Below are 12726 nucleotides of genomic sequence, written 5' to 3'. Positions count from 1 at the left end.
TCAGGTCCGGTCGTCGAGGAAGTCCGTGCTGAAGACGATGTACGCGAGGACCGAACAGAACAGGATGGGCGGGAGGATGGCGAACGCCCACAGCGGTTCGATTCCCCACCCGAGGAGCAGGACGACGTTCCCGAGGCCGATGGCGAGGAACGGGAAGACGGCCAACGCGGCGCGCTTTCGATTCTTCCCGCCGGCGTCGGGTTCGAGGGGGTCCTCGCCGTCGAACGGGTCGTCGGGGTCGAACTCGTCGTCGAACGCCGCCTCCTCGCTGTCGTCGTCCGCGGACGCGGTGGCGGAACTGCGCATGGTCGATGGTCGGTCGCGCACTCGTAAAAGCGCCGCGCCTCTCGGGGCGTCGCGGCGACGCCGACCCGCTATCGACGCTCGTCTTCCATCCGCGAGGCGAGTTCGACGAGTCCGAACAGGACGGCGAGGACGACGGTGGAGAGGACGACGCCGTACAGCGTCATCGACAGGGGCGTCGTCGGCAGGACGAGGAGTCCGCCGAGGAGGTTGGCCTCGGGGACCGCTTCCGCGCCGTTGCTCCCGATGAAGAAGCCGAGCAGTCCGGAGATGGCGACGACGCCGACGCCGACGGCGAGGAGAATCGACCGCCCGAGTCCCTCCCGGCCGGCCGGCGTCTCGACGGCTGGTTCGGATTCCGGTGGCACACTCCGAGTACGTGGCGGGTAGGCTTGTCGCTTCCCCTTCCGGTCCGGTTCGGTCTGGTCCAATTCGCACCCCACTTCGGTCGGCCGACGCGCCGAATCGGAAGCCGACTCTCTCCAGCGCCCGTACGGACGGCTCACTACAGTTTTGAGAGCACAACCTACAAGTATGTCTCCATGAAACAAAGAATTAGATGCGTCTAATCGATAGTTTCGGTGAACACAGATGACACGAAAACTGCGTCAACATCGGGCGGTGACGCGACGAGACGCGCTCCGAGCCGGCGGTGCCGCGGCGCTCGCGGGTCTGGCCGGGTGCACGGCGCTGCCGAGCGCGCCGGGACTGGCCGGGAGCGACGGCGACGACGGCCGCGACGGACCGGTCGCCGTGGCCTCGTTCTTCAGCTTCTTCGACTTCGGCCGGCAGATAGCCGACGGAACCCCGCTGACGGTGGAGAACTTGGTCCCGACGGGGCTACACGGCCACGGCTGGGAGCCCAACGCCAGCATCACCCAGCGTATCGTCGAGGCGGACGCGTTCGTCCACGTCGGGAAAGACTTCCAGCCGTGGGCCGACCGCGCCATCCAGACACTCGAGGGGGACGACGTCGACACGGCGCTCATCAACGCCCGGAAGGGCATCGACCTCGTGGACCTGGCCGCGTCACTCGACCGCGATGAGGAGGGCGTCGGGGCTCAGCGCGGGAAGGACCCGCACTTCTGGCTCGACCCTCGGCGCGCGAAGCAGTCCGTGGACAACATCGCCGACGGTTTCGCCGACCTCGTCCCGGAACACGCCGACGCCTTCCGCGAGAACGCCGAGACGTACAAGTCCGAGGTGCTCGACCAGATCGACTCGGACTACGAGGCCATCTTCGACCGGGCCGACCGCGACATCGTCCAACTGGCCGCGCACAACGCCTTCCAGTACATCGGGGTGCGCTACGGCGTGCGGATGCGGCCGCTGGTGACGAGTCTCGCGGCGAGCGGCGACGTCAAGCCCGCCGACATCAGCGAGGCGGCGAGAGTCATCCGCGAGAACGACATCGAATACATCGCCAACGGCGTCTTCGAGTCCCAGCGCCCCGCCCAGCAGCTCGTCCGCGAGACGGCCGTCGAGGCGTACTTCCCCGTGACGCCCTACGCCGGCGTTCGCGAGGAGTGGGTCGAGGAGAACTGGGGCTACGAGGAGATCGCCTACAACATCAACATGCCCACGTTCGAAATCGTCCTCGGAAACGAGACGCCCGAGGAGGCGGCCCCCTCCGAGAGTTGGCTCGAAGAGTGGCGGAACTTCGAACCGATATGAGCACGCAGGATACCGACCCCGCGAAGACGGGCGGCACGGCCGAGGGGACGGCCACCGAGACCGACACGGACGCCACGGCGAGCGAGCCGGTCGTCGACCTCGCGGACGTCACCTTCGGCTACACGGCGACGCCCGTGGTCGAGGACGTCTCGCTGGCCATCGACCCGGGCGAGTACGTCGCCATCGTCGGACCGAACGGTTCGGGAAAGTCCACGCTGATGCAGTTGATGCTGGGCCTGCTCGCCCCCGACACGGGCACTGCCCGCCTGTTCGGTGAACGCGCCGTCCGCTTCGACGACGGCGAGCGTATCGGCTACGTCGCCCAGCAGGCCAGCGCCGCGAAGGAGATGCCCATCACCGTCCGCGAGGTGGTGAAGATGGGCCGATTCCCCCACGTCGGGTTCGGCCGGCTGTCGAGCGGGGACTGGACGCTCGTCGACGACGCACTCGAGACCGTCGGCATGAGCGCGTTCGCCGACCGGCGCGTCACGCACCTCTCGGGCGGCCAACGCCAGCGCGCGTTCATCGCGCGAGCGCTGGCGAGCGAGGCCGACCTGCTCGTACTGGACGAGCCGACGGTCGGCGTCGACGCCGAGTCGGTCGACGCGTTCTACGACCTGCTGGCGGCACTCAACGCCGAGGGCATCACCGTCGTACTCATCGAACACGACCTCGGGGCGGTCGTCGAACACGCCGACCGCGTCGTCTGCCTGAACCGCGAGGTCTACTTCGACGGGCCGACCGACGAGTTCGTCGACAGCGACGCGCTGGCCCGTGCGTTCGGAACCGAGGCGCGGTTCCTCGCGGAGGTGGACGGATGAGCGCAGGTGTCGCGGCCACGCTCGTGACGAGCGCCACAGCCGCTGCGGACCCGTCGCTGCTGCTCCCGATGCAGAGCGGTTCCGTCGGCGACCCGGTCTTCGGCGTCCTCCTGTGGCTCTTGGAGCAGTGGTACTGGCTGATGGACTGGACGTACTACCTCACGAACCTCGAGATGCTGAGTCCGCGCTACCGGTTCATGCACCGGGCCATCCTCGTCGGCCTCTGCGTCGGCGTGATGGCGCCGCTCATCGGGACGTTCCTCGTCCACCGCCAGCTCGCACTCATCGGCGACGCACTGGCCCACACCGGGTTCGCCGGGGTGGCCGTCGGCCTGTTCCTGAACGCCGTCATCGACCTCGGGGTGTCGCCGTATCTCACCGCCGTCGTCGTGGCGATGATCGCAGCCCTGTTCATCGAACTCATCTCCGAGGTCACCGACGCCTACAACGACGTCTCGATGGCCATCGTCCTGTCGACGGGGTTCGCGCTGGGGACGACGCTCATCAGCCTCAACGCGGGGGGACTCGCCGTCGGGGTCAACCAGTTCCTCTTCGGCAACCTCTCCACGGTGTCGCCCCAGAGCGCGGCGATTCTCCTGGTGCTGTTCGCCGTCATCGTCGGGACGGTGGCCCTGACGCGCAACCAACTCCTGTACGTCACCTTCGACGAGACGGCGGCCGCCGTCTCCGGCATCTCCGTCAACTGGTACAACCGGGTGATGGTGATGCTGACGGCGATGGTCGTGGTCGGCGCGATGCAGATCATGGGCGTCATCCTCGTCGCGGCGATGCTCGTGGTTCCGGTCGCGGGCGCGACCCAGGTGTCGAGGAGCTTTTCGGAGTCGCTGGTGGTTTCGGTCGTCCTCGCGGAACTCGCGGTGTTGCTGGGCATCGCCGTCGCCTTCTACGCCGGCGTCACGGCCGGCGGCATCATCGTCCTCGTCGCCGTCGGCATCTACGTCTGCGCCGTCGCGTTGGGCAAGATTCAATCCGCTCGTGGTGACCGGGGCACGCCCGACATGGGTAGCATCGAAGTCGATACCGTCGACGTCGGCGCCGGGGCCGGAGACGACTGACGGCCGCGGCCGGTGACGACGAGTCACCGACGACGGTCGCAGTCGAACCGACGAGCGGACGGGACCGGTCGACCGGACGCGACCCGACACGGCAAACTACAAACGTCCACCACCGAAACCCGCCTCGCATGCCCGAATCACTCGTCACGCGCGCCCGCGAAGCCCTCGAACAGGCGTACGTCCCGTACTCCGAGTACACGGTCGGTGCCGCCCTCCGGACGGTCGACGGCGAGGTGTTCGTCGGCTGTAACATCGAGAACGCGAACTACTCGAACAGCCTGCACGCCGAGGAAGTCGCCGTCGCGGAGGCGGTGAAGAACGGTCACCGCGAGTTCGACCGCCTCGCCGTCTCCTCCGGCGCCCGGGACGGCGTCACCCCGTGCGGGATGTGCCGGCAGACGCTCGCGGAGTTCTGCGACGAGGACCTCGTCGTCGTCTGCGACGAGGGCGGCGAGGAGACGACGGAGTACGCGCTCGGCGAACTCCTGCCGAACACCATCTCCTTGGACACCTTGGAGGCGGCCGAGGCGAACCGGGAATGAGAGCCCCGGCGGACGCGTGGAAGCACAAACCCTTCAACGACGCTCCGCGCAGGTGAGGGTATGGACGACAGCGAGGACCCCAACGACGAGGTCCAGTACCACATCGAACTGACGCGAGAGGACGTGGCGGACGCCGTCCTCCTGCCGGGGAACCCCGAACGCGTCGACAAGGTGACCGCGCTCTGGGACGACGCGGAGGAGAAGGCGTACCACCGCGAGTACCGCACGGCGACGGGAACCTACGAGGGGACGCCCATCTCCGTCACCTCCACCGGCATCGGCAGTCCGTCGGCGGCCATCGCCGTCGAGGAACTCGCCCGCGTCGACGCGGAGACGTTCATCCGCGTGGGTTCCTGCGGCGCGATTCAGCCCGAGATGGAGGTGGGCGACCTGGTCATCACCTCGGGTGCCGTCCGGCAGGAGGGCACCTCCAAGGAGTACGTCCGCGAGGACTACCCGGCCGTCGCCGACCACGAAGTCGTCTCGGCCCTCGTCGCCGCGGCCGAACGACTGGGCTACGACTACCACGTCGGCCTGACGATGAGCGCCGATTCCTTCTACGCCGGGCAGGGTCGCCCCGGGTTCGAGGGGTTCCGCGCCGCGGGGTCGGAGTCACTGGTCGAGGAACTGCGGGAGGCGAACGTGAAGAACATCGAGATGGAGGCGGCCGCACTCCTGACCATCGCGAACGTCTACGGCCTGCGCGCCGGCGCCGTCTGCTCGGTCTACGCCAACCGGGTCACCGGGGAGTTCCGCACCGAGGGCGAGTCCCGCGCCGCCGAGACGGCGAGTCTCGCCGTCCACCTCCTCGCGAAGATGGACGAGCGAAAGCGCGAGGCGGGCGTCGACCGCTGGCACGCCGGCCTGTCGCTCGACTGACGGGGCGACGGGTCCGCGACCCGACCGCTCACGACGCGAGGCCGGCGACCGGAGGGACCCGCCGCGGCCGACGACGTACCGGCGCGCCGTCGGTCGAGTCGTGGTCACGAGTGGCACGATATATCCGACAGCGATTCACCGGCAATTTTGGCCGCGCCGCGTCGCAGTCTGTCGATTTGGGGTGAAGGACGTTTCGCAGGCCATTTATCCGATGCCTACGGACAGTTTCGCATGAGCACGCAGGTCGTCGTCCTCGGCTCCGGCTACGCAGGCACCGGTGCCGTCAAACGACTCGAAGAAGAACTCGGTCCCGACGCGGAACTCACCTGGGTTTCTGAGAACGACTACCACCTCGTCCTCCACGAGGTGCACCGCTGCATCCGCGACCCGAGCGCCGAGTCGAAGGTCGCCATCCCCATCGACGACATCAAAGCGCCCGAGACGGAGTTCGTCAAGGGCCACGTCGAGAACGTCGACGTGGACGAGCGAACCGTGGAACTCGAAGACGGCGAGGTCGACTACGACTACCTCCTCGTCTGCCTCGGGTCCGCGACGGCCTTCTACGGCATCGACGGACTGGAGGAGTACTCCCTCGAACTGAAGAGTCTCGACGACGCCCGCGAGATTCACAGCGACGTGAAGGCGGCCGCCGAGGACGCCTCGCAGGACGACCCGGCGAAGGTCATCGTCGGCGGTGCGGGTCTCTCCGGCATCCAGACGGCGGGCGAGATAGCCGAGTACCGCGACGAACAGCGCGCGCCCATCGACATCACTCTCGTCGAGGGCCTCGACGAGGTGTTCCCCGGCAACGACCGCGAACTGCAGGGGGCCCTCCGCAAGCGCCTCGAAGCGCTCGACATCGACATCCTCACCGGCGAGTTCATCTCGAAGGTGGACGAGGAGAACGTCTACCTCGGCGGCGGCGAGGACGAAGACCCCGACGAACTCGACTACGACGTCCTCATCTGGACCGGCGGCATCACGGGTCAGAAGGAAGTCGCGGAGGCGAACGTGGAGAAGGACGAGCGCTCGAACCGCATCTTCACGGAACCCGACTTCCGGACGAGCGACGAACGCGTGTTCGCCGTCGGCGACTCCGCCCTCGTCGAACAGGGCACCGACTCCGTCGCGCCGCCGACGGCGCAGGCCGCCTGGCAGGCCGCGGACGTGGCGGGCGAGAACGTCGCGCGCGCCGTCAAGGGGCAGCCGCTGAAGACGTGGACGCACGAGGACCGCGGCACCGTCGTCTCCGTCGGCGACGACGCCGTCGCTCACGCGGTGAAAGTCCCCGGCGTCGGCAAACTCCCCATCAACGTCTTCGGCGGCCCGGCCGCCCGGTCGCTGAAGAAGGGCATCGCCGCGAAGTGGATCGCCGACGTGACGGACGCTCGCCACGCCATCGACGCGTGGGAGAGTCTGTAGACGCGGACGCGACCGCACGGTAGCCGACGCGGTTTCTCTCTCTCTCTTCTCTCCTCTCTTCTGCTCACCAGTCGCTCCTGCTCTTTCGCTCGCCAGTCGCTCCTGCTCTTTCGCTCGCCAGTCGCTCCTGCTCTTTCGCTCACCAGTCACTCGTCTCTTCGCCGACCTCCGCAGACGAGTCGCTCGGAGAGCCACGACCGTCCGCCCGCGGCGGACGACCGGCGAGACGGCGAGCGTCGACGGGTCGTGAGAAGAGAGCTAACGCTGGCGGAAGAGAGAACGCTCGATTCGAGCGCTTCGAGAGGAGAGCCTCAGTGAGACGCTTCGCCTTCGGGTGCCCGCATGTCTTCGATGCGGAGGATGAGAATGTTGCTGGTGTCGTCCTTGCCGTCGACCGTTCCCTCGATGACGAGTTTCGAGAGGGGGGTCGGGCCGACGCGTACCTCGTCGCCCTCGTGGAAGTCGCGGACCGACCCCTGAACGTGAATTTCGGCGCGGCAGAGTTCGGGGTGGTGAACCGACGAGAGGTCTATCTCGTCCACGTTGACGCCCTCGACGGCCTCGTCGTTGTGGAACAGGGGGACCGTCGCGGGTTCGTCCATCTGGTCGACGTCGAGTGCCTCGTAGGCGTTCGCCGTCGGCTTGTACCCGCCCTTCGGACCCGGAACCCCCTCGACCAGTTGCAGGGCCTTGAGGCTCTGCATCTGGTTTCGGATGGTGCCCGGGTTGCGGTTGACTTCTTCGGCGATGTCCTCTCCCTTGACAGCGTCCTCCGTCTGCCTGTAGAGGTTGATCAGTGCCGTCAGAATCGTCTTCTGACTGGACGTCAGTTCGATAGATGACATGCAGGAACGTTCGCCGCATACGTCCTTAAATCCGATGGATAGTTCGTGTAATCACGTCGCCGTACCATAATTTTCGTCCACTACCGTGTGCTATTTTCACAAATTCGGAACGAGACGGCCCGGATGCGGACCCTTCGTTTCGGTATTGCTTTGTGTCTCGCCGCACCTCCCTGCCGTATGCACGACAAACGCGTACTGGTGACCGGGGGTGCCGGATTCATCGGTTCGAATCTCGCGAACCACCTCGCCGCGGAGAACGACGTGGTGGCCGTGGACGACCTGCATCTGGGGACGCCCGAGAACCTCTCGGAGGCCGTCGAGTTCGTCGACGCCAGCGTCTTGGAGGACGACTTGCCGACGCAGGACGTCGACGTGCTGTTCCACCTCGCGGCGTACTCCTCGTACACGATGGCGGAGGAGAACAAGCGCGAGGCGACGCGGGTGAACGTCGAGGGGTTCGTCAACGCCGTCGAACAGGCCCGCGAAGACGGCTGTGACACCGTCGTCTACGCCTCCACCTCCTCCATCTACGGCTCTCGGACCGACCCCTCGCCGGAGGACCTGCCGGTCGAGGCGCGGACGTGCTACGAGGCGTCGAAACTCGCCCGCGAACAGTACGGGGAGTACTTCCACCACCACTACGACATGACGCTGGCCGGCCTGCGCTTCTTCTCGGTGTATCAGGGCTACGGCGGCGCGGAGGAACACAAGGGCGAGTACGCCAACACCGTCGCGCAGTTCGCCCACCAGATAGCGAACGGCGAACGGCCGGAACTGTTCGGCGACGGGTCGCAGACGCGCGACTTCACGCACGTGGACGACATCGTCCGCGGCATCGAACTCGCCGGCGACCACGAACTCCAGGGCATCTACAACCTCGGCACGGGGGAGTCGTACGACTTCAACACGATGGTCGAGATGATAAACGAGGAACTGGGGACCGACGTTGAACCGACGTACGTCGAGAACCCCCTCGACGTGTACGTCCACGACACGAAGGCCGACGCGACGAAGATTCGCGAGACGACCGGTTGGGAGCCGCAGATCTCGTTCGAGGAGGGCGTCTCCCGCGTCTGCGACCCCTACAAGTGAGCCGGCGCGACTCGCGGCCGCGACGCGGCGTCCGGTAAGGCCGACGGCCGACGGACGCGCGTCCGTTGGTCGCCCGCGGTCTGTCCCTCCACGAACTCGACGGAGACGTGAACCTCGCGGTCCGTCTCCTGTTGGACCTGCTGTCTGACAGACTCCGCGAGGTCTGGGTACGGCACGTCGGCGGGCCGTCTGACCACGACGCTCACCTCCGGCGTCCGGTCGAGGAACCGAATCATGCCCACCTCCGTCCGCACGGACGCGAGTTCGAGTTCCGCGTACTCCTCCTGTTCCATCGCGTCCTCGACGGCGGTGTTGACGGCGTTGTCGAACGCGACCTGTCCGGCGAGCATCCCGCCCGCGCCGACGAAGACGACGAGGAGGGACGCGAGGGCGATTGCCGCGGGGACGTACGCGCCGAACCCGTCGCCGCCGTCGTCTCCCCCATCTGCCGTCGTCGTCGCCTCGGTGCCGTCCGTCGCCGCCCGTTCCTCCGGGGCCCACGCCTCGGGCCGGTAGCCGAGATACCAGAGGACGAGGAACGCCGAGACGTTGACCGCGACGGCGTTCACGACCAACAGGAGAATCGCGCCGAGGGCGACGCTCGGCAGGCCCCACGCCATCCCGATGCCGACGGCCGCGGCGGCGGGGATGAGCGCCGCCGCTATCATGACGCCGACCAGCGAGACGGGCAGGGCCGTCGCCAGACCGAACGCGCCCGCCGCGCCCGCACAGAGGGCGACCAGCACCGAGAGCAACCCCGGCGAGATGCGTTTGGTTATCTGCCCGATGGTCGAGACGTCGAGGACGGCGGTCACTATCTGCCCGGACTGGAGGACGAGTCCGAGGACGAACGCGCCGGCGATGGCCGCGGCGAAGCCGAACAGTTGCTGCGTGAAGCCCATGCGAATCATGCGCCGGTCGTTCAGCGAGATGCCGACGCCCGCGATGAGCGCGGAGCCGACCTGCGGGGCGATGACCATCGCGCCGACGACGACGGCGGGGGAGTCCATCAGGAGTCCGGCGGCGGCGACCAGCGCGCTGAACAGCGTCATCGAGTAGTACGTCAGCTTGTTCCGGTGCATGTCGAGCGCCTTCGCCCGAATCTCCTCGCGGGCGACGGCGTCGTCCTCCTCGACGCCGGCGACGAACCGGTCTTCGAGTTCGTGGTAGTTGCGCGTCTTCGCCGTCTCCGCGCTGGCGATGACCGTGTACTCGCGGTCGTCAACGCCCGCCTCGCGGAGTTCGGTCATGACGTACTCGACGGCCTGCGTCGGCAGGGGGAACTCCACGAGTACGTCGTCTCCGCGCTCGGACGCGTCCTTCGTGACGACGAAGTCGATGTTCTCCGACTCCAGCACGTCGAGAACCGTCGACCGGGACTCCTCGGCGACGAGGAGCTTAATCAACCGCATCGAGTTCACGAACGGGGGTCGTCGTCTTGAGGGTGCTGGGCGATGTCGTCCGCTGCGACTCGCCGCAGCGACCGAGCCGTCGCGTCTCCGACCGTTCCGGGCCTCCGGCCGTCCGGGCGTCTCCGCCGCGAACGCCCGGTTCGGCCAGAACGCTCAACGGTCGCGCACGCGTCTCTCTTCTGTGCGACTCATCCGCGCCCGTCTCGCCGACGCCGACCGGGATTCGGTCGTCGCCGCCCTCGACGAGTTGGAGGCCGAGTACGCTCTCCTCCCGGACGACGAACGCGTCGACAGCGCGTTCCTCGAACTCCCCGTCGCCGATGGCGCCGTCGACGCCGTCCTCGCCCACCTCCGCGACAGCGGTCTGGACGCCGACGCCTACACCGTCGTCGTCGACGCCGACGCCTCGCAGACCGTCAACGACCACCTCGACGACCAGTTCGTCGAGGGGCCGCAGGGCAACCGCGGCATCTCCCACCCCGAGATACGGGAGCGAGCCGAGGACCTGACGCCCGGCCGGGCGACCTACCTCGCCTTCGCCGCTCTGTCGGCGACGCTGGCGACCGCCGGACTGCTGTTGAACTCCGCCATCGTCGTCGTCGGCGCGATGGTCATCGCGCCGTTCGCCGGGTCGTCGCTGTCGGCCTCCGTCGGCGCGGTCATCGACGACCGGGGGATGCTGGTCCGCAGCGTCGTCTCGCAGGGTCTCGGCCTCGTCGCCGCCTACCTCAGCGCCGTCGTCGTCACCTACGCCGTCCGCGAGTCGCTGTTCGTCCCGGCCACGCTCGCCGTCGCGCGCGTCCAGCAGGTCGGCTTCTTCGTCACGCCGTCGTTGCTCGCACTCGCCGTCGCCGTCGCCGCGGGGGCCGCGGGTGCGCTGGCGCTGGCGACCGACCTCCCCGTCTCCATCGCCGGCGTCGCCGTCGCCGCCGCCATCGTCCCCTCCGTCGCGGCGGCGGCCATCGGCACCGTCTGGTTCCAGCCCGTCCTCGTCCTCGGCGCCGTCGTCCTCCTCCTGATGAACATCGTGTTCATCAACATCGCCGCGTACGTCGCGCTGGTCGCCCTCGGCTACCGCTCCTCCGTCGTCGCCGACACGTGGCGCGACCTGGGACCGAGCCTCCGAACCGGCGCGTACGCGCTCGTCGTGGTCGCGTTCGTCGCCGTCGCGGCGGCGACTGCCGCCGCCACCTACACCCACGTCACCTTCGAACAGGAGGTGAACGCCGGGGTACAGACGACGCTCTCCGAGGAGGAGTACCGGAGCCTCGAACTCGTCGGCGTCGCCACCCAGTACGACGATCCGGGGCTGTTCCGCTCGCCCGAGAGCGTCACCGTCACCGTCGCCAGCGACGCGGACGCCGTCCACCCGGACCTCGCCGCCGACGTGCGAGAGCGACTGCGACAGCGCACCGGGCAGGCGGTCACCGTCGAGGTCCACACGCTCGACTACCAGCGCGCCGTCGCCGAATCCGGTGGCACCGAGTCCCCCCGCCTCGTCCGCTGGCTCTCGGCGCTGTACGACCGCGCGACCGGACTCGTCCGCGATGAGGTGACCGACCCGCCGGTCGGTGCTGTCGGTCCCGCCGACATCGAACCGTCGGGTGGCTTCGGCGCGTTCGGCGTCGCCGGTCCGTTCGGAGGGGCCGCGCTCGGGCGCTGAACCGCAACCACTACCCGGGCGGTCCTCGCAGGTGCGACCATGACGCGACCCGTCCGAATCATCGGCGCACCGACCGACTACGGCGCGAACCGACGCGGCGTGGACATGGGCCCCTCCGCCATCCGGTACGGCGGACTCGCGGACGAACTCGCGGCCGCGGGCGTCTCCGTCTCGGACGACGGCGACGTGGCCGCCCCCCGCGCGGAGGTCAGAGACCCCGAGGCCGAGGCCCCATCCGAGGGCGACGCGAAGTTCCTCCGGGAGACGCGCGAAGTCGTCACCGCCCTGTCCGACCGCGTGACCGACGCACTCGACGCCGGCGAGACCCCCCTCGTCCTCGGCGGCGACCACTCCGTCGCCATCGGGTCGGTGACGGGGTCCGCGCGCGACGCGGACATCGGTCTCGTCTGGTTCGACGCGCACGGCGACTTCAACACGCCGAGCACGTCGCCCTCCGGCAACGTCCACGGCATGCCGCTGGCGGCCCTCCTCGGCGTCGGCGACTTCGCCGACACGCCGTGGGCGAACGCCGACGGCCTGCGCGAGGAACACGTCGCCATCGTCGGCCTCCGGGACCTCGACCCGACCGAACGCGAGGCCATCAACGACAGCGACGTCACCGCCTACACCATGTCCGACATCGACGAACGCGGCATCGACGCCGTCGTCGACGACGCTCTCGACGTGGCCTGTTCGGCCCCCGACGGCATCCACGTCAGCCTCGACCTCGACTGGCTCGACCCCCGCGAGGCGCCCGGCGTCGGAACGCCCGTCCGCGGCGGCGTCACCTACCGCGAGGCGCACTTCGCGCTCGAACGGGTCGCCGCGACGGACGCCCTCCGGTCGATGGAAGTGGTCGAGGTGAACCCCATCCTCGACGAACACAACGAGACGGCCGCCCTCGCGACCGAACTCGCGGCCAGTGGGCTCGGCAAGCGCATCCTGTAACGCCGAACACACCGGGTTTCCGGTGAATGTCGCCGGCGGTTACTCGACG

13 protein-coding genes are annotated in these 12726 nt (G+C 68.3%); 9 read left to right on the top strand and 4 right to left on the bottom strand.

Features of this window, described 5'->3' with window-relative positions:
- A complete protein-coding gene (locus BM310_RS18415; RefSeq protein ID WP_089810554.1) occupies positions 1-306 on the bottom strand; it encodes a hypothetical protein in 306 nt (101 codons plus the stop codon).
- 68 nt (positions 307-374) lie between these two features.
- On the bottom strand, positions 375-671 hold the full coding sequence (locus BM310_RS18410) for a DUF7520 family protein (protein ID WP_089810551.1): 297 nt from the start codon (positions 669-671) through the stop codon (positions 375-377).
- Positions 672-924: 253 nt separating this feature from the next.
- On the opposite strand from BM310_RS18410, the gene BM310_RS18405 reads away from it, so the two are divergent.
- The 6 genes from BM310_RS18405 (at position 925) to BM310_RS18380 (ending at position 6717) form a co-directional block, all read left to right on the top strand.
- Positions 925-1977, top strand: coding sequence for a metal ABC transporter substrate-binding protein (locus BM310_RS18405; protein ID WP_089810549.1), 1053 nt, complete (start codon positions 925-927; stop codon positions 1975-1977).
- Positions 1974-2798, top strand: a complete 825-nt coding sequence (locus BM310_RS18400) for a metal ABC transporter ATP-binding protein (protein WP_089810548.1) — start codon at positions 1974-1976, stop codon at positions 2796-2798. Before BM310_RS18405 ends, BM310_RS18400 begins: the two co-directional genes overlap by 4 nt.
- Positions 2795-3874, top strand: coding sequence for a metal ABC transporter permease (locus tag BM310_RS18395; RefSeq protein WP_089810546.1), 1080 nt, complete (start codon positions 2795-2797; stop codon positions 3872-3874). Before BM310_RS18400 ends, BM310_RS18395 begins: the two co-directional genes overlap by 4 nt.
- A gap of 128 nt (positions 3875-4002) precedes the next feature.
- Positions 4003-4416 carry a cytidine deaminase gene (gene cdd, locus BM310_RS18390; protein WP_089810544.1) on the top strand — a complete coding sequence of 138 codons (414 nt, stop codon included), beginning with the start codon at positions 4003-4005 and terminating at the stop codon, positions 4414-4416.
- Positions 4417-4476: 60 nt separating this feature from the next.
- On the top strand, positions 4477-5295 hold the full coding sequence (locus BM310_RS18385; protein WP_089810542.1) for a nucleoside phosphorylase: 819 nt from the start codon (positions 4477-4479) through the stop codon (positions 5293-5295).
- 231 nt (positions 5296-5526) lie between these two features.
- Complete coding sequence (locus BM310_RS18380) at positions 5527-6717, top strand: NAD(P)/FAD-dependent oxidoreductase (protein WP_089810541.1); 1191 nt, start codon at positions 5527-5529, stop codon at positions 6715-6717.
- A gap of 311 nt (positions 6718-7028) precedes the next feature.
- On the opposite strand, the gene BM310_RS18375 is transcribed toward BM310_RS18380, so the two are convergent.
- Positions 7029-7562, bottom strand: a complete 534-nt coding sequence (locus tag BM310_RS18375) for an Rrf2 family transcriptional regulator (RefSeq protein ID WP_089810538.1) — start codon at positions 7560-7562, stop codon at positions 7029-7031.
- Between the two features lie 177 nt (positions 7563-7739).
- Between BM310_RS18375 and BM310_RS18370 the strand changes: the two genes are divergently transcribed.
- Positions 7740-8654, top strand: a complete 915-nt coding sequence (locus BM310_RS18370) for an NAD-dependent epimerase/dehydratase family protein (RefSeq protein WP_089810536.1) — start codon at positions 7740-7742, stop codon at positions 8652-8654.
- Here the strand turns inward: BM310_RS18370 and BM310_RS18365 are convergent.
- Positions 8645-10066, bottom strand: a complete 1422-nt coding sequence (locus tag BM310_RS18365; protein ID WP_089810534.1) for a TIGR00341 family protein — start codon at positions 10064-10066, stop codon at positions 8645-8647. The genes BM310_RS18370 and BM310_RS18365 overlap by 10 nt on opposite strands.
- Before the next feature lie 181 nt (positions 10067-10247).
- On the opposite strand from BM310_RS18365, the gene BM310_RS18360 reads away from it, so the two are divergent.
- Together BM310_RS18360 and rocF are read left to right on the top strand one after the other, a co-directional pair.
- On the top strand, positions 10248-11729 hold the full coding sequence (locus tag BM310_RS18360; protein WP_089810533.1) for a DUF389 domain-containing protein: 1482 nt from the start codon (positions 10248-10250) through the stop codon (positions 11727-11729).
- 39 nt (positions 11730-11768) lie between these two features.
- Complete coding sequence (rocF, locus tag BM310_RS18355; RefSeq protein ID WP_089810530.1) at positions 11769-12677, top strand: arginase; 909 nt, start codon at positions 11769-11771, stop codon at positions 12675-12677.
- The last annotated feature ends 49 nt before the right edge of the window (positions 12678-12726 follow it).

It is taken from the genome of Halogeometricum rufum, from assembly GCF_900112175.1.
Classification (GTDB): Archaea; Halobacteriota; Halobacteria; order Halobacteriales; family Haloferacaceae; genus Halogeometricum; species Halogeometricum rufum.
This window is presented reverse-complemented; position numbering and strand designations above follow the sequence as displayed.

Excerpts from the sequence above, each read along its gene's own strand:
- BM310_RS18415 (WP_089810554.1), bottom strand. The coding sequence starts at position 306 with ATGCGCAGTTCCGCCACCGCGTCCGCGGACGACGACAGCGAGGAGGCG.
- BM310_RS18400 (WP_089810548.1), top strand. The coding sequence starts at position 1,974 with ATGAGCACGCAGGATACCGACCCCGCGAAGACGGGCGGCACGGCCGAG.
- BM310_RS18395 (WP_089810546.1), top strand. The coding sequence starts at position 2,795 with ATGAGCGCAGGTGTCGCGGCCACGCTCGTGACGAGCGCCACAGCCGCT.
- cdd (WP_089810544.1), top strand. The coding sequence starts at position 4,003 with ATGCCCGAATCACTCGTCACGCGCGCCCGCGAAGCCCTCGAACAGGCG.
- BM310_RS18385 (WP_089810542.1), top strand. The coding sequence starts at position 4,477 with ATGGACGACAGCGAGGACCCCAACGACGAGGTCCAGTACCACATCGAA.
- BM310_RS18380 (WP_089810541.1), top strand. The coding sequence starts at position 5,527 with ATGAGCACGCAGGTCGTCGTCCTCGGCTCCGGCTACGCAGGCACCGGT.
- BM310_RS18375 (WP_089810538.1), bottom strand. The coding sequence starts at position 7,562 with ATGTCATCTATCGAACTGACGTCCAGTCAGAAGACGATTCTGACGGCA.
- BM310_RS18370 (WP_089810536.1), top strand. The coding sequence starts at position 7,740 with ATGCACGACAAACGCGTACTGGTGACCGGGGGTGCCGGATTCATCGGT.
- BM310_RS18365 (WP_089810534.1), bottom strand. The coding sequence starts at position 10,066 with ATGCGGTTGATTAAGCTCCTCGTCGCCGAGGAGTCCCGGTCGACGGTT.
- rocF (WP_089810530.1), top strand. The coding sequence starts at position 11,769 with ATGACGCGACCCGTCCGAATCATCGGCGCACCGACCGACTACGGCGCG.